Origin of the sequence: Brevibacterium sp. CCUG 69071 (genome assembly GCF_021023135.1) — a bacterium.
Taxonomy (GTDB): Bacteria; Actinomycetota; Actinomycetes; order Actinomycetales; family Brevibacteriaceae; genus Brevibacterium.
In genome coordinates this window covers 332258-349797 of the sequence record NZ_PGFV01000003.1, presented here as the reverse complement: position 1 = coordinate 349797, position 17540 = coordinate 332258, and the positions used below count along the sequence as shown (strand labels likewise).

At 66.6% G+C, this 17540-nt stretch carries 17 protein-coding genes; 9 read left to right on the top strand and 8 right to left on the bottom strand.

The annotated features are described in order from the left end of the window. Positions 1-468 (bottom strand): MarR family winged helix-turn-helix transcriptional regulator, encoded by a 468-nt coding sequence (locus tag CV023_RS10800; protein WP_230745620.1) that lies wholly within the window; start codon positions 466-468, stop codon positions 1-3. A gap of 121 nt (positions 469-589) precedes the next feature. Here CV023_RS10800 and CV023_RS10795 point away from each other — a divergent pair, with 121 nt between their 5' ends. Beyond that, positions 590-958: a VOC family protein gene (locus CV023_RS10795; RefSeq protein ID WP_230745619.1), complete on the top strand. Its 369-nt coding sequence runs from the start codon at positions 590-592 to the stop codon at positions 956-958. Positions 959-987: 29 nt separating this feature from the next. Here CV023_RS10795 and CV023_RS10790 read toward each other — a convergent pair whose 3' ends face one another. The 4 genes from CV023_RS10790 to CV023_RS10775 form a co-directional block, all read right to left on the bottom strand. Further along, the gene (locus CV023_RS10790; RefSeq protein WP_230745618.1) at positions 988-1353 is read right to left on the bottom strand and encodes a YdeI/OmpD-associated family protein; all 366 of its coding nucleotides are present in this window, start codon (positions 1351-1353) and stop codon (positions 988-990) included. Between the two features lie 73 nt (positions 1354-1426). Then, positions 1427-2407 (bottom strand): methyltransferase family protein, encoded by a 981-nt coding sequence (locus CV023_RS10785; protein WP_230745617.1) that lies wholly within the window; start codon positions 2405-2407, stop codon positions 1427-1429. Further along, positions 2404-3297, bottom strand: coding sequence for a PhzF family phenazine biosynthesis protein (locus tag CV023_RS10780; protein ID WP_230745616.1), 894 nt, complete (start codon positions 3295-3297; stop codon positions 2404-2406). The genes CV023_RS10785 and CV023_RS10780 overlap by 4 nt, the downstream gene beginning before the upstream one ends. Positions 3298-3412: 115 nt before the next feature. Further along, positions 3413-4591: an ROK family protein gene (locus CV023_RS10775; RefSeq protein ID WP_442859936.1), complete on the bottom strand. Its 1179-nt coding sequence runs from the start codon at positions 4589-4591 to the stop codon at positions 3413-3415. Between the two features lie 104 nt (positions 4592-4695). Here CV023_RS10775 and CV023_RS10770 point away from each other — a divergent pair, with 104 nt between their 5' ends. Genes CV023_RS10770 through CV023_RS10740 form a run of 7 tightly spaced genes read left to right on the top strand, consistent with a single transcriptional unit; the run spans position 4696 to position 12833 of the window. After that, positions 4696-5796 carry a Gfo/Idh/MocA family protein gene (locus CV023_RS10770; protein ID WP_269067304.1) on the top strand — a complete coding sequence of 367 codons (1101 nt, stop codon included), beginning with the start codon at positions 4696-4698 and terminating at the stop codon, positions 5794-5796. Beyond that, a complete protein-coding gene (locus CV023_RS10765; protein ID WP_230745613.1) occupies positions 5793-7331 on the top strand; it encodes a sugar ABC transporter ATP-binding protein in 1539 nt (512 codons plus the stop codon). Before CV023_RS10770 ends, CV023_RS10765 begins: the two co-directional genes overlap by 4 nt. Continuing rightward, on the top strand, positions 7328-8413 hold the full coding sequence (locus CV023_RS10760) for an ABC transporter permease (protein WP_230745611.1): 1086 nt from the start codon (positions 7328-7330) through the stop codon (positions 8411-8413). The genes CV023_RS10765 and CV023_RS10760 overlap by 4 nt, the downstream gene beginning before the upstream one ends. Further along, positions 8410-9546: an ABC transporter permease gene (locus tag CV023_RS10755; protein ID WP_413332539.1), complete on the top strand. Its 1137-nt coding sequence runs from the start codon at positions 8410-8412 to the stop codon at positions 9544-9546. The genes CV023_RS10760 and CV023_RS10755 overlap by 4 nt, the downstream gene beginning before the upstream one ends. A 16-nt stretch (positions 9547-9562) precedes the next feature. Continuing rightward, the gene (locus CV023_RS10750; RefSeq protein WP_230745609.1) at positions 9563-10771 is read left to right on the top strand and encodes a substrate-binding domain-containing protein; all 1209 of its coding nucleotides are present in this window, start codon (positions 9563-9565) and stop codon (positions 10769-10771) included. A 26-nt stretch (positions 10772-10797) separates the two neighbouring features. Then, on the top strand, positions 10798-11823 hold the full coding sequence (locus tag CV023_RS10745; protein WP_230745607.1) for a sugar phosphate isomerase/epimerase family protein: 1026 nt from the start codon (positions 10798-10800) through the stop codon (positions 11821-11823). Next, the gene (locus CV023_RS10740) at positions 11820-12833 is read left to right on the top strand and encodes a sugar phosphate isomerase/epimerase family protein (RefSeq protein ID WP_230745604.1); all 1014 of its coding nucleotides are present in this window, start codon (positions 11820-11822) and stop codon (positions 12831-12833) included. Before CV023_RS10745 ends, CV023_RS10740 begins: the two co-directional genes overlap by 4 nt. Before the next feature lie 7 nt (positions 12834-12840). Here the strand turns inward: CV023_RS10740 and CV023_RS10735 are convergent, their stop codons facing one another. The 3 genes from CV023_RS10735 to CV023_RS10725 are packed head-to-tail and all read right to left on the bottom strand — an operon-like array spanning position 12841 to position 15987. Further along, complete coding sequence (locus CV023_RS10735; protein WP_230745602.1) at positions 12841-13779, bottom strand: carbohydrate ABC transporter permease; 939 nt, start codon at positions 13777-13779, stop codon at positions 12841-12843. Between the two features lies 1 nt (position 13780). After that, the gene (locus CV023_RS10730) at positions 13781-14749 is read right to left on the bottom strand and encodes a carbohydrate ABC transporter permease (protein WP_230745600.1); all 969 of its coding nucleotides are present in this window, start codon (positions 14747-14749) and stop codon (positions 13781-13783) included. Beyond that, the gene (locus CV023_RS10725; protein WP_230745598.1) at positions 14746-15987 is read right to left on the bottom strand and encodes an extracellular solute-binding protein; all 1242 of its coding nucleotides are present in this window, start codon (positions 15985-15987) and stop codon (positions 14746-14748) included. Before CV023_RS10725 ends, CV023_RS10730 begins: the two co-directional genes overlap by 4 nt. A 262-nt stretch (positions 15988-16249) precedes the next feature. Between CV023_RS10725 and CV023_RS10720 the strand changes: the two genes are divergently transcribed. Beyond that, positions 16250-17344, top strand: a complete 1095-nt coding sequence (locus CV023_RS10720) for an ABC transporter ATP-binding protein (protein WP_230745596.1) — start codon at positions 16250-16252, stop codon at positions 17342-17344. Positions 17345-17540 lie beyond the last annotated feature (196 nt).

Sequence of the window (17540 nt, the reverse complement as noted above, 5' to 3'; positions counted from 1 at the left end):
TCAGCCCTCGCCCTCCTCGAGGGCTGCGATGCACAGCTCGAGGTCCCCGGCCAGACGCTCGCGTTGAGCGGAGTCGAGCCTCGAGATCATCCGCTCCTGAATGCGCGCGATCCGTTCGGCCGCCCGATCGAGCAGCTGCCCGCCTGCGTCAGTCAGGGTCGTCGGCAGCGCCCTGCCCGTCTCCGCCTTCTCCGGCCTGGTCACCAGACCCCGATCCTGCAGTCCGCGCAGCAGGGTGTTCATCGTCTGCCGGGTGACGAATCCGCGACGGGCGAGCTCCGAATTCGAGGCGCCGGGACGTCTGCGCAGCTGCTCGAGGCACACGTACTGCGGCGTCGAGAGCCCGAGCTCGCGCAGCGATTCGTCCATCCGCGAGCGCAGCGCCGACTGCAGGTGCTTGAGCTGATAGCCGAGCATCGATTCGAGACTCGGGAGGTCTTCCGTGCTTCTCTGCTCCTCTTGACTCATGTAAGCATTCTGACATAGATTTTTATATGTCAGGTTACTGACATATAGATGCACATGTGCAGATACACACACAGACACATGATGCCGCGCAGTTACGGGGCATCGGGAGAAGGGAGTCATCATGAGCGTGACAGGACTGGATTTCACGGCACTGCAGGTCCGCGACCTCGCGAAATCGGCGGAGTTCTACGAGACCCGGCTCGGACTCACCCGGGCCCCGGCCGGCCCTCCCGGGGCGGTCGTCTTCGCGACCTCCCCGATCCCATTCGCGGTCCGCGAGCCCCTGCACGACGTCGATCTCGATTCGGTGACCACCCCGGGTCTCGGAGTCGCGCTGTGGTTCCGCTGCGATGATGCGCAGGCTCTGCACAATTCACTCGCCGAGGCGGGGGTCGAGATCCTCAGCGAGCCGGCACCGAGCCCCTTCGGTCTGATCTTCGCCTTCGCCGATCCCGACGGCTACCGGGTGACCATCCACGACGAAGGCTGAACTGGGCACAGCGAATCGGACTCACTGACTCACTGCGTCAGCGAGTCGACGATCTTCGCGATCCGCCGGGCCCGGGTCTCCTCGGCCTTGGCCGTGGTCACCTGGCGCACGTGCTCCTTGCGCTTCGAGGGAGCCAGCGCGTCGAAGACCGCGCGGACATCGGCGGTTCTGAGCGCCTCGGCGAGGTCATCGGGCACTGGGGTGTCCCGGGACGAGGTGTCGTGGGTGAGCGTCACCTCGTGGGTCTCACCGCCAGCGACGCCGATGGCCTCCCGGTGCTCCTTGGCCAGTGGGATCAGGAACTTCCCGCCCATCACCGCAATCGTCGAGGGATAGGAGTAGTCCGCGATCGTGACGATCACGGGGACCCGCTTGCCGGCTCCGAAGCCGAGCACGATCTCCTCGGGGACTTCGAGCCGACGTTGTTGCCCAGCGACAGCAGCGTCGTCGTGAATGTGACCATGGGACTCAGTCCTCCTCGGTCTCAGGCTCTCCCTCGGCGTCATCGTCGAAGGCGCGTCCGCGCGGGAACCAGCAGGACACACGCCGAGTGTACTCCACGTATTCGGCCCCGAAGCGGTCCCGGAGATCGGCCTCCTCGTGGGGGCGGATGAGCCAGTTCCAGAGCAGCGAACCCGCCAGAGCGTAGACGACGATCAGCCAGGATCCGATGAGGAGTCCGATCGCCATTCCCTGGCCGATGCCGGCGATGGCCATGGGATTGCGGACGAAAGCATAGGGTCCGCGGACGACGAGGTGGTTGGCCATCTCCGCGGGCAGGGGAGTCCCGGACCCGAAGTTCGCGATCGCCCGAGCCGACCACACGCCGAGCACGGTGGAGAAGGCGAGCAGGGCGAAGCCCGCGACGACGACGAGGATCGGGAACTTGAATGACAGGTTCCAGCGGTCCTCGAGCGCGTTGATGATCGCGGGCAGGACGATGAGGAAGACGCCCCAGAAGATCACGAGCTGGACGGTGGTCCGGACCAGGAGTCGGGAGCGGATGCGCGTGTGCGAGGCCCGGAAGGCGAAGGGGCCGACGATGAGGCGGTGCGAGGGGATGCGGCCGAGCAGCATGAGCGATCCAGCGAGGACGCTGCCGATCGCGGCACCGACCATGAGGATCGCACCGATCCCGCCTGTCGTGGTGACCGTGGCGTAGATGAGCATGAAGATCGCGACGATGACCGTCCACGCCGAGGCGAGCCACACGGCCCAGCGCATGTTGAGGGCGGCAAGGGCCGAGCCGATGACGAAGAGCGGAATGTCGATGATCGAGACGAGCAGCGGGTCGAGGCCGCCGAGCGTCGCTTCCTGCAGGGCTGGAAGCGTGCTGACACCGAGCCACCAGGCGGCCCCCGCGAGGGCCTGGAGGGCGAAGTACATGCGGCCGTGGAAGATGCGCAGCCGGTTCTTCGGCTTGTTCTTGCTGGTCAGGTGCCGGCTCATGCGAGGGCCGTTCCGCGGAAGCACACGGTGGCGGCGCCGCCGACCCAGATCTTCTCGGACTCGGTCTTCTCGGCTTCGCGGGAGATCGAGATGACACCTGCCCGGCCGAGCGCGGTGCCCTGGGTGGCTGTGTAGGAATCGGGGGCGAGTCCGGCGCCGATCAGCCACTGCGCCACCGAGGCGTTGAGGCTGCCGGTGACCGGATCCTCGGCGACACCGACGCCGGGCACGAAGGCGCGGATCTCGTATTCGTGCTCCGAATCCTCCGGGTGTGCGCCGAGCACGCCGAGCTTGGCATCGGGAATCGTCGAGAAGTCTGGCTCGAGGTCGAGGACCTGCGCGGCGCTCGCGATCCGCACGGCCGCCCAGCCGGGTCCGTTGTCGACCCACTGGTGGCCGAGGATCTCCGTGCGGTCGAGGTGCAGGGCGGCCGCGATCTGCTCAACATAGTCCTCGTCGAGGGGGCCGGAGCGGAGGCGTTCGGGGGCCGCGAAGGACAGGGTCTCGGCGGTCACATCTGAGGTCACGGTCGACGGTGAAGCCTGGCCGCCTCTGCGGAGTTCGACGAGTCCGGCACCGCATTCCTGGATGATGCGGCCCGTGGTCCGGGGCGTGCCGCCGGCATCGAGCCAGGCGGCCGCGGAGCCCAGGGTGGGGTGGCCGGCGAAGGGCAGCTCGCGGTGCGGAGTGAAGATGCGCAGCCGGTAGTCGGCCGCGGGGTCGCTCGGCGGAAGGACGAAGGTCGTCTCCGACAGGTTCGTCCAGTTCGCGATCCGGGCCATGTCCGCATCGGAGAGACCGTCGGCGTCGAGGATCACGGCGACGGGGTTTCCGCGATAGGGGATGGCGGAGAAGACGTCGACCTGGGCAAAGGAACGGTTATGGGGCAATTGCACTCCTTCGGCAGAGGTGGCCCGCGCCGTTGTTCGGGGATTGCGCGGCCTCTGCCTCCAGTGTACTGGCCCTCAAGTGCACTGGGCGTCAAGTGCACTGGGCGTCGGCGCCTCACCGTCCGAGGGCGGCGGCGATCCGCTCGGGAGACAGGGCGGCATCGATGGCGAGATGGGCGGCACCGAGGATCGCCGCATCGCCGGCCGCATGTGAGGGGGCGATCGTCAGGTGCTCGGTGGACAGGGGGATCGAACGCGCGTAGACGACCTCGCGGACACCGGCGACGAGGTGCTCGGCCGCCTGGGCCATCGTTCCGCCGATCAGGATGAGCGAAGGATTCATCAGGCTCACGCAGGTGGTGAGGACCTCTCCGAGGTCGCGACCGGCCTGACGAACGAGCTGGATCGCCGTGAGGTCGCCCGCTTTGACCAGTCGGACGACGTCCCCGGGGGTCGCCGCCGGAGTGCCGGTGCGGGTGAGCTCCTCGGCAATGGCCCTGCCGGAGGCGACGGCCTCGAGGCAGCCGCGATTGCCGCAGGCACAGGGAGTCTCTGCGGCTCGGGAGAGTGCGACATGGCCGATGTCACCGGCGGCGCCGTGGGAACCGCGCCGCAGGGAGCCGCCGGAGATGATGCCTGCTCCGATGCCGGTGGCGACCTTGACGAAGATGAGATCGGTGGTCTCCGGCCAGGCGGAGGTCTGCTCGCCGAGCGCCATGATGTTGACGTCGTTGTCGATGAGCACGGGGGCCGAGAACGTCTCCCGCAGCGCTCCGGGCAGGTCGAACCGATCCCAGCCGGGCATGATCGGCGGATTGATCGGTCTGCCCGTCGAGAACTCGACCGGGCCGGGCAGTCCGATGCCCACTCCGACGACCTCGTCGAGGCTGCGCCCGGACTGCTCCAGCAGAAGCAGGGATGACGTGGTCAGCCACTCCATGGCGCTGACCGGACCGAGGGAGATCTCGCGCTCCTCCCCGGTCTCCGCGAGCAGGGTGCCGGTCAGGTCGGTGACGGCGACCCGGGCGTGCGAGGCCCCGAAATCGGCGGCGATGACGACCCGAGCCTGCGGATTGAAGGCGAACTGCGAGCTGGGGCGGCCTCCCGTCGAGGCCGCGGCGTCGACGGGCGAGATGAGTTCGAGTCCGAGCAGCTGATCGATCCGCTGTGCGACGGTGGGGCGGGAGAGCCCCGTCGACTTGGCCAGCTCGGCGCGCGTTCGCGGCTGACCGTCACGGAGCAGTTGGAAGAGTCCCCCGGCGTGGGAGACGTCGACGCTGCTCGAAGTGCTCATCTGGACCATTCATTCAGTAAAACACATTGCAGAAGAGCAACGGTTCGCGAAAGACATTTGAAAAGCTATTGACAAAAGTGGTGAGGCCGTCACCATAATGATCTATGGTCAGTGTTGCTCATACGTCCCAGACGGCACCGAGAATCGGAATGCTCGGTGGCGGCTTCATGGCGCGCACCCACACCCAGGCGGCTCGACTCGCCGGCGCGGAGCTCTCCGTGATCGCCACCTCCGGTCCGGTCGGCAGTGAACGCGCTGCGGCGGCACTGGGCTACGAGGCCGCGACGACGAGCGCGGAGTTGGACGCTCTGGGGCTCGACGTCGTCCACATCTGCACCCCGAACTCCGGCCACGTCGAACAGTCCCTGCGGGCGCTCGCCGCCGGCGCGAACATCATCTGTGAGAAGCCGCTGGCCACCGACGCGGCCTCGGCCCGGTCGATCCTCGACGCCGCACAGGAGAGGGGACTGACCGGAACGGTGCCGTTCGTCTACCGCTACCATCCGATGGTGCGCGAGGCGAGAGAGACGATCCGGCGCGGCGAGGTCGGGCGCATCCTCACCGTCGATGCCCGCTATCTGCAGGACTGGCTGCTCGGGGACGAGGATGACAACTGGCGCGTCGACGCCGGTGCGGGCGGCCCCTCGCGGGCCTTCGCGGACATCGGATCCCACCTCGTCGACCTCATCGAATTCGTCCTCGGGCAGCGCATCGTCGCACTCGCGGCGACGACGCGCACAGTGCACCCCCGCCGAGGTGGGGCCGAGGTGACGACCGAGGACACCGTTGCGATGACCGTCGAGCTCGAGGGCGGAGGGACCGGCTCGGTCCTCGTCTCGCAGCTGGCTCCGGGACGGAAGAACAGCCTCGTCCTCGAGGTCGCCGGGACCGAGGAGAGCATCGCCTTCGACCAAGAGCAGCCGGAGCAGCTGTGGATCGGTCGGCGCAGCGGCAGTCGCCTGATCATGCGCGACCCCGAGGCGCTCAGCCTCGATGCCGCTCGACTCTGCACCGTGCCCGCCGGGCACCCGCAGGGCTACCAGGATGCCTTCAACGCCTTCATCGCCGACTCCTACGCGGTCTTCGCCGGTGAGGAGCGAGAGGGAGTGCCGATGCTCGCCGACGGTGTCCGGGCCGCACTCGTCACCGAAGCCGTGCTGCGCTCGGCGGCGCAGCGGACCTGGGTGGAGGTCGAGCAGCTGTGACGGGCGCGCCTACGTCCGGTGCCCCCGTGCTGTGCGCACGCGGCATCCGCAAGCAGTTCTTCGGCGTCGAGGTTCTGCACGAGGTTTCGCTCGACGTCCACGCGGGCACCGTGCACGGACTCGTCGGCGAGAACGGCGCCGGCAAGTCCACGCTGATGAAGATCATCGCCGGGGTGCACCGACGCGACGGCGGAGAACTGACCATCGACGATCGCCTCGTCGACTTCTCCCATCCCGTCGAAGCGGGCCGAGCGGGGGTCGCCACCGTGTTCCAGGAGTTCAACCTCCTGCCCGACCGCACCGTCGCCCAGAACGTCTTCCTCGGGCGGGAACCTCGCCGGCGCGGTCTCGTCGACGTCAAGGCGATGCGAGCGGACACGCAGGCCCTGCTCGACGACCTCGGCGTGGAGGGAATCACCCCCGAGGCGAAGGTCGGGTGGCTGACGGTGGCCGAACAGCAGATCGTCGAGATCATCAAGGCCCTGTCCGTCGACGCGCGGGTCATCTCGATGGACGAACCCACGGCGGCCCTCTCCGAGGCCGAGGTGGCCGTGCTCTACCGGGTGATCGGGGCGCTGAAGTCCAAAGGCGTGGCGATCATCTACGTCTCCCACAGGCTCCAGGAGATCTTCGATCTGTGCGACACGATCACGGTGCTCAAAGACGGAGCGCTCGTGACCAGTCGCCCGGCGGAAGAATTGGATCATGCCGGCCTCGTCCGCGCCATGGTCGGCAGGCCCATCAGCGCCTTCTTTCCCGAGCCCGAGGAAGGCACGGAGATCGGCGAAGTGGTCCTCGAGGTCCGCGGCGGGGGCAGCGAACAGCTCGACGACATCGACGTGGACCTGCACGCCGGTGAGATCCTCGGCGTCGCGGGACTCCAGGGCTCGGGACGGACGGAGCTGCTCGAAGCGATCTTCGGCGTCGTTCCCTTCACCCGGGGAACGCTGCGCCTGCACGGCTCGACTCTCACCCTGAGATCGGCACGGCAGGGGGTCCGCAACGGACTCGCACTCGTCACGGAGGACCGCAAGGGCACAGGTCTCGCGCTCTCCCAATCGGTGCTCGACAACGCCCTGCTGGCGATCCGAGCGGTGTTCCCCTCCCGGGCCCGGCAGATGCGGGCAGAGGTGCCCGGCATCCTCGAATCCCTCGAGGTGGTCAGCCGCGGCTCGGCCCAGGAGGTGCGCGCCCTCTCCGGTGGGAATCAGCAGAAGGTCGTCCTGGCCAAATGGCTCGCGACCTCCCCGCAGGTGGTGCTTCTCGATGAGCCGACCCGCGGCATCGACGTCGGAGCGAAGATCGCCGTCTACCGACTCATCCGCAGCCTCGCCCGCCGAGGTGTGGCGATCGTCCTCGTCTCCAGCGAGCTGCCGGAGGTGCTGGGCATGTCCGATCGGGTCCTCGTCATGTCCGACGGAAGGGTCGCCGGCCAGCTGCCGCCGAGTTCGACCGAAGAGGAGATCCTCGCTTTGGCAGTCGGGACGGAGAACCAGGTGATCGGCGACGATGCCGGGACGGTGGGGCGGCAATGAGACTGCGGCTGCGCCGACTCGACACCACGGCACTCGTCTACCTCGCGCTCCTCGCCGTCCTCATCATCGCCGCGATCCTCGTCGCCACCACGGGGCGCAGCCTCTTCAGCCCGGGAAACATCAGGGACATCCTCACGGGGATGAGCGTGCTCGGCTTCGTCGCCATCGGCCAGACCCTCGTCATCCTCGGTGCCTCCCTCGATCTCTCGGTTCCCTATGTGATGAGTCTGGCCAGCCTCGTTGCGGCGCAGACGATGAACGGCAGCGATGCGATGGTGGTCCCGGCCGTGCTGCTGACCCTCGTGGTCACTGCCGGCATCGGTCTGGCGAACGGACTCATCGTCACCGTTCTCGGGGTCCACGGATTCGTGGCGACTCTCGGCGTGGGGCTCATTCTCAAGGGGTATCTCGACACGAACTATCAGGGAACGGAGGGCAGCGTGCCCTGGTCGTTCCAGCTCTTCGGCGCCACCGGCATCGGGCCGGTTCCGATCTCGACGATCGTCATGCTCGCGCTCGCCGCCCTCGTCGCCTTCATTCTCGTGCGCACCGCCTTCGGACACCACCTCTTCGCCGTCGGCGGCAGCTCGGAGGTCGCCCGACTCTCCGGGGTCCGGCAGCGGCTGCCGCTCATCGGCGCCCACATCGGCAGTTCAGTGTGCGCCGGACTGGCCGGCCTTCTGCTGGCCAGTCGTCTGGGCGTCGGCAGCCCCACCGTCGGTTCGCAGGGCAGCTACGATCTGCTCTCCATCGCGGCGGTCGTCCTCGGCGGCACGGTGCTCATGGGCGGGCGCGGATCGATCTGGGGGACGATCGGCGGCGTGGCCATCTTCGCAGTCCTCGACAACCTGATGAGCGTCATGCAGTTCAACCCGTTCCTCAAAGACGTCATCCGCGGACTCGTCATCATCATCGCCGTCGCCCTCTACGCCCGTCGCCGGGTCATCGCCCGCCGGATCCGCTTCGCCGCGAACGCACCGGGGCCCAACATCGCCACCGGATCGGCTCCGGCTCCCGCTCCGGCTCCCGCTCCGGCTGCGGCTCCCGCGCCGGCTGCGGAGACGGGAGGGCGATCGCAATGAACGCATCTGCCGCGGAGAACAGATCAGACCGCCTCATGACATTGGTCCGACGCGCTGTTGACCCGAAGGGCATCGTCCTCGTCCTGCTCATCGTGATCCTGACCGCCATCATCGTGCTCAACCCGAGCTTCGCCGAGCCGGGTTCCCTCATGCGCTTCATCCAACGGGTCGCACCGATCGCGATCGTCGCCATCGGTCAGTACTTCGTCATCGTCTCCGGCGAGTTCGACCTCTCGATGGGGGCGGTCGTGACCGCACAGGTGATGACCGCAGGTCACCTCATCGGCGAGGATGACACGAAGACCGGTCCGGTGCTCGTCCTCATGCTCGGCATCGGCATCATCGTCGGCATCGTCAACGGCCTGGCCACCACTCTGCTCAAGGTGCCGTCCTTCATCGTCACTCTCGGCACGATGCTCGTCATCCACGGCGGAGTCATGTGGTGGACCGGTGGGACGGCGACGGGCAACCCCGCCGAGTCCTTCCGGCGGCTCGGGCGGGGCGGGATCGAGGGTCTCCCCGTCGTCGACCTTCTGCCCTACGCGGTGCTCGTCCTCATCGCCGTGATCGTGTTCGCAGTGTGGATCTCCCGCCGGCCCTTCGGACAGACGGTGGTCGCGATCGGCGACAACGCCAGGGCGGCGACCTTCGCGGGCGCGAATGTGTGGCGGACGAAGACCTTCGCATTCGTCCTCTCCTCGCTCTCGGCCACCGTGGCGGGTGTGCTCCTGGCCGGCTATGCGGGCGTGCACCCCTCGGTGGGACAGGGATACGAGTTCACGGCGATCACCGCCGTGGTCCTCGGCGGTGTCGTGCTCGGCGGCGGTCGGGGGACCGTGCTCGGCGCTCTCATCGGCGCCTTCACCCTCGAATCGCTCTTCACCCTGCTCAACTTCACCACGGTGCCGGCGACGATGCGCGACGCGATCCAGGGCGCCATCATCATCGCGGCGGTGGCCTACTCCGGGGTGATCTTCGCGAAACGGCGCAAGCGGCCGAGCGCATCTGACATTGCCAGCGCACCGGACGATGCCACCACCTCGGCGAGGGTCGCCGAGAAGCCAATGACCACCTCGGCGGGGACACCTTCGTCGATCCCACTCACCGGCGGCGACGGCGCCGACCGGACATGACAGAGGAGATTCCATCATGAGAAGAGGCGTGAGAACAGCGGTCGCCATTGCGGGGGCCTCGGCGCTCATCGCACTGGCGGGGTGCACGACGGATCCCTCCGTGGAGCCGGCGGACGAAGGGGACGGAGGTGGGGAGGAGTCGTCGCAGGAATGGTTCGATCAGGAGCTCTATGACAAGCAGTTCGAGGAGCGCGATGTCGTGCCGGAAGGCCCGGAGGACAAACCCTACCTGCAGATGATCAACCCGGAGATGGGCGAGACTTCGGAATTCAAGGCCGAGGGCGAGAAGAAGATGTGCTTCGCGAATGCCTCGATCTCCAACCCGTGGCGCCAGACAGGGTGGATCACGATGAACGAACAGCTGAAGGAGCTGAAGAAGGACGGCGTCATCACGGAGATGGAGACCCGCGATGCGCAGGACAACGATGACACCCAGATCGCCGACATCGACTACTTCATCTCCGAGGGCGACTGCGACGGCTTCATCATCTCGCCGAACTCCACGGCCGCCATCACCCCGGCCGTCGAACGAGCGTGTGAGACCGACAAACCCGTCATCGTCTTCGACCGCGGCGTCGAGACCGACTGTGCGGTGACCTTCATCCACCCGATCGGCGGATTCGCCTGGGGCATCGACACCTCGCAGTTCCTCATCGACAATCTCAGCGAAGGCGACAAAGTTGTGGCCCTGCGCATCCTGCCCGGCGTCGACGTGCTCGAACAGCGGTGGGCTGCCGCGGACAAGCTCTTCGGGGAGGCGGGAATCGAGGTCGTCGACTACTTCACCGAGGGCGATCCGGCCGAGATCAAGAAGGTCGTCTCCGATGAGCTCGCCAAGGGTGACGTGCAGGGAATCTGGATGGACGCCGGAGACGGCGCAGTCTCGGCCATTGAAGCCTTCGAGGATGGCGGCAAGGACTATCCCGTCATGACCGGTGAGGACGAGCTGAGCTTCCTGCGGAAGTGGAAGGAGACGGAGATGACGGCCCTGGCTCCCGTGTACACGAACTTCCAGTGGAGGACTCCGCTGCTGGCCGCGGAGATGATCTTCAAGGGCGAGGAGGTGCCGACCGAATGGGTTCTGCCGCAGAGTCCGATCACTGCCGGCGACCTCGATGAGTACCTCGACCGGAATGAGGGAATGCCCGATGGCCACTATGCGAAGTTCGGCGGCGAGGACATGTCGGGATTCCCCGAGGTGTGGCAGGACAGGGTCATCCCCTGATCATCCTCTGATCGGAGTCTGCAGCCATGAACGAGCCACAGGAGATCGCGGGCGTGCCCGGCCCGACCGGGGTCGGGCCGCGTGAGCTCGGCGTCAACACCTGGGTGTGGGCGTCCCCGCTGACGACTCAGATACTGAAGGATCTGGCGGTCAGAGCCCGGGGGTTCGGGTTTGGTCTGTTGGAGCTGCCGGTGGAGCGCGCGGGCGACTGGGACCCGGACACCGCCGCCGAGGTGCTCGCCGAGTCCGGCATGGGTGCGCGGATCGTCGGGGCGATGGGCCCCGGTCGGGACCTCATCGATCCGAGGTTCCGTGCGAACACCCAGGACTACCTGCGGCACTGCGTGGACGTGGCCCACACCGTGGGATCGCCCACCGTGGCGGGACCGTTCACCGCGGCCACAGGACGGGTCTGGAGGATGGACGCGGCCGACCGCAGGGTGGTCATCGACACCCTGCGGGAGGCGCTGCGCCCGGTGGCCGACTATGCGGCCGAGCGGGCAGTGGCGTTGGCCGTGGAACCGCTCAATCGCTACGAGACCAGCATCATCAACACGGTCGAGCAGGGACTCGACGCCCTGGGCCCCCTGTTGGGCAGCGGCCTCGGTTTGGCCCTCGACAGCTATCACCTGAATATCGAGGAGCGCTCGTCGGCCGCCGCAATCCGCGCCGCCGGGGACCACTGCCTGGTCGTTCAGGTCTGCGGAAACGACAGAGGTCCGGTGGGAGGAGACCGGACCGAGGGGGACCGGCGCTTCTGGAGCGGCTTCCTCGATGCCCTCGACGACATCGGCTACGGGGGGCCGCTGACCCTGGAGAGCTTCACCGCCGACAACGACACGATCGCCGTGGCCGCATCGATCTGGCGGCCGCTGGCGATCAGCCAGGACGAACTGGCCCGGGCCAGCGCCGACTTCCTCACCGAGATGCAGCGTGGTCGGATGAGAGATGCCTCCCCGGCTGAATCACCCGAAGACTCTGCACGCACCGAGAACCCTGCACACATCGATACCCCTGCACACATAGACTCACCTGCAAAGGAGCAGCCATGACCGAGAGTTCGCATCCCGTCACACTCTTCACCGGCCAGTGGGCGGATCTGCCCTTCGAAGAGGTGGCCCGACTGGCCGCCTCCTGGGGCTACGACGGTCTCGAGATCGCGTGCTCCGGGGACCATCTCGATCTGGCTCGGGCCGATGAGGACCCTGCCTACCTGCAGTCCCGCCTCGACATCCTCGACCGACACGGTCTCAAGGTATGGGCGATCTCGAATCACCTGGCCGGGCAGGCTGTGTGCGATGACCCGATCGACTTCCGCCATCGGGCGATCGTGCGCGACTATGTCTGGGGCGACGGCGAGGCCGAAGGGGTCAGACAGCGCGCCGCCGAGGACATGAAGCGTGCGGCCAGGGTGGCGCGCAGGCTCGGCGTCGACACGGTCGTCGGGTTCACCGGCTCGAAGATCTGGCCCTATGTGGCGATGTTCCCTCCCGTCCCCGCCGAGGTCATCGACTCAGGCTATGAAGACTTCGCCGAGCGGTGGAATCCGATCCTCGACGTCTTCGATTCCGAAGGGGTGCGCTTCGCCCACGAGGTCCACCCCTCCGAGATCGCCTACGACCACTGGACGACGGTGCGAACCCTGGAGGCGATCGAGCACCGTGAGGCGTTCGGTCTCAACTGGGATCCCAGCCACCTGCTCTGGCAGGGGATCGACACCATCGGATTCATCACCGACTTCGCCGATCGCATCTATCACGTCGACTGCAAGGACACCCGACTGAGACCGGCCAGCGGCCGCAGCGGGATCCTCGGCTCGCACCTGCCCTGGGGAGACCCGCGGCGCGGCTGGGACTTCGTCTCCACGGGTCACGGCGACATGCACTGGGAGGACGCGTTCCGCGCGCTCGCCTCGATCGGCTACACCGGTCCGATCTCCATCGAGTGGGAGGACGCCGGAATGGACCGACTCCACGGGGCCGCCGAGGCGGTCGCGAAGATCCGCGAACTGCTGTGGAAGCGCCCGGAGACCGCCTTCGACGCGGCGTTCTCGAACCAGTGACTCGCCCCTACTTCACACTGCCCGTGGTCAGGCCGCCGACGAGGCGCTTCTCGATGAGCATGAACAGCAGCACCACCGGCAGGATGCCGACGATCGAGACCCCGAAGACGTACTGCCAGCTCGTCTCGTACTGACCGACGAACTTCGTCAGCGCCACCGAGATCGGCTGATTGCCCGCCGTGGAGAGGATGACGAGCGAGGCCGCGAACTCGTTCCAGCAGGCCACGAACGTGAACACGATCGCCGTGACGATCCCCGGCCACACGAGGGGGAGGTTGATCCGGAACAGGACGGCCAGCTGGGATGCGCCGTCGAGTCGGGCCGCCTCGTCGATCTCCTTGGGGATCCCGGCGAAGAAGGAGTGCATGATCCACGTTGCGAAGGACAGGTTGAAAGCCGCATTGACGAGGATCATCGCCGCCCAGGTGTCGCCGAGGCCGAGGATCGAGAACTGCCGGAACAGGCCCGAGGTCAGCACCGCCGGCTGGAGCATCTGGGTGACGATGACGAGGAACATGAAGACCATCCGGCCGGGGAACCGGAACCGGGCGGTGTAGTAGGCGGCGGGCAGGGCGACGACGAGGACGAGCAGGGTCGCGCAGACCGAGATGATGACCGTGGAGATCATGTTCTGGGCCAGCGGCGTCTCCGGAGTCGACCACATCGACGCGAAGTTCTCCCAGTGCCACTCCTGCGGGAAGTACGTGGGGTCGACGGACCTGATCTGCGACTTCGTCTTCACCGAGCCGAAGACCATGATGAGGTAGGGCAGGATGAACACGGCCAGGACGACGAGGCCGACGATCATCCGCCCGATCACGGTGCCCAAGGGCACCTTGTCCTCGGTGTAGCGCTTCGTCCGCCGAGGCGGGGCCTGAGTTCCAGGGGCGGTGTCCTGAGTTCCGGGGGCCGTGTCCTGGGTGTTCCGGTCGAGCGAGGCCGACATCTCAGACCTCCTTGAGGGGTTTGACGACGCGGACGTAGACGATGACGATGATGATGACGATTGCGAAGGCGATCACCGAGAGCGCACTGGCGACGTCGACCTTGCGCTGGAGTTCGATGTACTTGAAGATCATCGTCATGATCGTGTCCGCCCCGTAGCCGGGGATCGATCCGGTCATCACCTTCAGTATCGGCAGGGAATTGAACACGTTGATGATGTTGATGAGCACCGCGACGCTCAGCGCCCCGCGCAGCTGCGGGAGGATGACCGCGAAGTAGGTGCGCACGGGACCCGCCGCGTCCATCCGCGCGGCCTCGATCGTCTCCCGCGGGATCGTGGCCAGGCCCGCCAGCAGCGTATAGGTGGTGAAGGGCAGGGACACGAAGATCGCGATGACGATCGACCACAGGAAGGCCGTGGTCGGATTCTTCGTCCACCCGTAGCCGGCCGGATTGTCGATCAGCCCGAGGTCGACGAAGAACTTGTTGACCACCCCGAAGTACGGTTCGAGACCGTAGTAGAAGACCATGGTCGTCATCACCACCGAGGCGGCCCACGGGATGATCACGGCCAGCCGGACCAGCTGCCGACCGGGGAAGGCCTTGTTGAGCACCTGCGCAAGCCCGAGCGAGATGACCACGGTGAGACCGACGACGGCGACGACCCAGATCACAGTGCGGCCGATGATCGGCCAGAACTGCGAGAAGCCGAACACCGTGGCGTAGTTGTCGAAGCCGACCGAACCCTTGTCGAGCCCGGAGATCGCGAGATCCCGAGTCGAGTTGAACAGCATCAGCCCGGCAGGGAAGAACACGACCCCGACGATGAGTACGAGCGCCGGGGCCAGCCACGGCAGAGCCTTGAGGGTGTCACGCCACGTGGTCCGGCGCCCGGAACCCGAGCTCCGCTGCTTGGAACCCGGGCTCTTCGGTGCGGAGCCCGAACTGCTCGGTTTGGAACTCAGGCTCACCCTTCGTCGACCTGATCCTGGATCGACCCGAGCACCTCGTCGGCGGGCTTGGACTCGAGCTCACCGAAGGTGGACTTGAAGGCGCCGTCGGTGGCCGACCACTTCGAGTTCGTCGAAGGGTAGAACTGCGCATCGGGCATGAGATCGAGGAACGGTTTCAGATCCTCGTTGTCGGCGAGCTCCTCCGAGCCGGACTTCGTCACCGGCAGGAAGCCTTCGGCCTCGACCCAGGGCAGATAGTTCTCAGCGGTGTAGAAGTAGTCGAAGAACTTCGTGATCGCCTCGGCCTTGTCCCCGTCGTTCTGGAAGGCCATGAGCTGATCGCCGACCCCGAGGGTCATCGGCGAGCCGTCCTTGGTCGGAATCGGCACCACCGAGTAGTCGAGGTCGGGATTGGAGTCCTTGATCTGGCCGACCGTTGGGGGCAGACCGACCTGCATGCCGATCTTGCCCTGGACGAAGATGTCGAGCAGCGGGGTACGCTGGGAGGAGCCCGGATCGTCCTGGGTCGCGCCTTCGTCGATCATCTTCTTGATCTGCTTCGCGCCCTCGAGGTTCTCAGGCGTGTCGATCGTGATCTCCTTCTCGTCGCCGAAGGTCCCGCCGGCGCCCCACAGCCAGATCGCCGCCTCGGCCTGGGCCTCTTCGGACCCGAGCGGCATGCCGTAGCCGGCCACTCCGTCGCCGAGTTCGGAGACCTTCTTCGACGCGTCGAGGAGTTCGTCCCAGTCCTTGGGCGCCTCCTTCACCCCCGCCTCGTCGAGGAGTTCGTTGTTGACGAACAGCGCCCTGGTCGAGGCGATGAGCGGCACCGCATAGGCGGTGCCCTCGAGGGTCTCATTGTCGAGGAAGCCCTCGTCGAAGTCCTGGAACGTCTCGGGGCTCGTGACGTCCTCGGCCTTGTAGAGCAGATCATCGGAGGCGAAGCCGGCGAAAGGCCCGCCGTTGTAGATGTCGGGGGCCTCGCCGGCCTGGATCTTCGTCGACACGACCTTCTCGAGGTTGTCCCAGGATTGGACCTCGAGGTTGACGGAGATGTCCTCGTTCTCCGCCTCGAAGCCCTCGATCACGTCTTCCCAGAGTCCCTTCGTGACATCCGAGTAGGTGGGGACGAGGAAGTCCAGGGTGGTCTTTCCGCTCTCGTCGCCGGAATCGGACCCGCCGAAGCCGCAGCCGGACACCGTCAGCGTCAATGCTGCCGTGGCGGCGATGGCCCCGAGTGTGCGTGTTCTTCTCATGAGCAGTTCTCCATTGAACGTATCGTCGGTCGACCTTCCCGGTCGCCATCGGTTGCCCGCGTCGATCGGAACAGTCGCATTGAAAGAAAGTATGCTGTGAGTGGAGTCACAAATCAAGTATATAATCGCTATTGTGAAGTGATTCCGTGAATATCAATCACATGAATGGATCTTTCTGATAGTTCTCAATCACAAATCTGCCGAGTTCGGTGGTTGAGGACACGGTAGGGAACGGCAGGCAACAGAAAGGCGAAGGAGCCCCATGGTCAATGTTTCGCTGCGCGAGGTGAGTCTGAGCTATCCGGGAACGGAGCGGCCGGCGGTCGCTGACGTCGACCTCGAGGTCGCGGACTCCGAATTCCTCGTCCTCGTCGGCCCCTCGGGCTGCGGGAAGTCGACGACCCTGCGGATGCTCGCGGGTCTCGAATTCCCCACCTCGGGCAGCATCCTCTTCGACGGTGCCGATGTCACCGATGTGTCCCCGACGACCCGCGACGTCGCCATGGTCTTCCAGTCCTACGCCCTCTACCCGCATATGAGCGTTGCGGAGAACATGGAGTTCTCCCTGAAGAACACGGGCGTGGCGAAGGACCGGCGTCGGGAGCTCGTCGCCGAAGCCGCCGCAATGCTCGAACTCGAGGACCTCCTCGGCCGGAAGCCGAAGGCGCTCTCCGGCGGACAGCGGCAGCGGGTGGCGATGGGCCGGGCGATCGTGCGCCGGCCGCAGGTCTTCCTCATGGACGAACCCCTGTCGAATCTCGACGCGAAGCTGCGCGTGCAGACCCGCGCCCAGATCTCGGCCCTGCAGCGCAAGCTCGGGGTGACCACCGTCTATGTCACCCACGACCAGACCGAGGCGATGACGATGGGCGATCGGGTGGTGGTGATGAACGAGGGCCGGATCGAGCAGGCCGGCACCCCGCGCGAGCTCTACAACTCCCCGGCCACGCTGTTCGTCGCCGCGTTCATCGGCTCGCCGACGATGAACCTCATTCCGGCCACGCGCGGAGCCGACGGCACGGCGGTCGGCGCGGGAGTCTCGGTTTCCCTGCCCCGGGATCTGCCGGAATCGGGGGAGGACATCGTGCTCGGCATCCGGCCCGAGGATCTGGCCGTCTCACCAGGGGAGGGCACGAGCGAACTCGAACTCGAGATCTCGCTCGTCGAGGAGCTCGGCTCCGACACCTTCGTCTACGGCACCACCCCCGAGCAGGATCCGCTCAAGCTCAGCGAGAAGCCCGTGGTCGCCCGGCTGAGCAAGGGCGGAGTGCCGAGGCGAGGGGAACGGATGAGCGTCCACATCGATCCGGCACAGGTGCGCGTCTTCGATGCCCGGACCGAGCGGCTTCTGGTCTGAGTGCGGCTCGAGCAACCGCCTCGGCGGGACCGGTGAACGGAGCGCGAACGCGTTCACGTTCTCGTGGGCTGTCGTCCACCTCAGGACGTTCGCCGAGGTGACGCGGCCGCAGCCATCCCGCGTGCCTGTGCCGCACGTCCCGGCTGTGCGGGTGTGATTCACCCGCATCGGCCGCGTTCACCTGCCCGATCGCGGC

Excerpts from the sequence above, each read along its gene's own strand:
- CV023_RS10800 (WP_230745620.1), bottom strand. The coding sequence starts at position 468 with ATGAGTCAAGAGGAGCAGAGAAGCACGGAAGACCTCCCGAGTCTCGAA.
- CV023_RS10795 (WP_230745619.1), top strand. The coding sequence starts at position 590 with ATGAGCGTGACAGGACTGGATTTCACGGCACTGCAGGTCCGCGACCTC.
- CV023_RS10785 (WP_230745617.1), bottom strand. The coding sequence starts at position 2,407 with ATGAGCCGGCACCTGACCAGCAAGAACAAGCCGAAGAACCGGCTGCGC.
- CV023_RS10775 (WP_442859936.1), bottom strand. The coding sequence starts at position 4,591 with ATGAGCACTTCGAGCAGCGTCGACGTCTCCCACGCCGGGGGACTCTTC.
- CV023_RS10770 (WP_269067304.1), top strand. The coding sequence starts at position 4,696 with ATGGTCAGTGTTGCTCATACGTCCCAGACGGCACCGAGAATCGGAATG.
- CV023_RS10760 (WP_230745611.1), top strand. The coding sequence starts at position 7,328 with ATGAGACTGCGGCTGCGCCGACTCGACACCACGGCACTCGTCTACCTC.
- CV023_RS10755 (WP_413332539.1), top strand. The coding sequence starts at position 8,410 with ATGAACGCATCTGCCGCGGAGAACAGATCAGACCGCCTCATGACATTG.
- CV023_RS10750 (WP_230745609.1), top strand. The coding sequence starts at position 9,563 with ATGAGAAGAGGCGTGAGAACAGCGGTCGCCATTGCGGGGGCCTCGGCG.
- CV023_RS10745 (WP_230745607.1), top strand. The coding sequence starts at position 10,798 with ATGAACGAGCCACAGGAGATCGCGGGCGTGCCCGGCCCGACCGGGGTC.
- CV023_RS10740 (WP_230745604.1), top strand. The coding sequence starts at position 11,820 with ATGACCGAGAGTTCGCATCCCGTCACACTCTTCACCGGCCAGTGGGCG.
- CV023_RS10735 (WP_230745602.1), bottom strand. The coding sequence starts at position 13,779 with ATGTCGGCCTCGCTCGACCGGAACACCCAGGACACGGCCCCCGGAACT.
- CV023_RS10725 (WP_230745598.1), bottom strand. The coding sequence starts at position 15,987 with ATGAGAAGAACACGCACACTCGGGGCCATCGCCGCCACGGCAGCATTG.
- CV023_RS10720 (WP_230745596.1), top strand. The coding sequence starts at position 16,250 with ATGGTCAATGTTTCGCTGCGCGAGGTGAGTCTGAGCTATCCGGGAACG.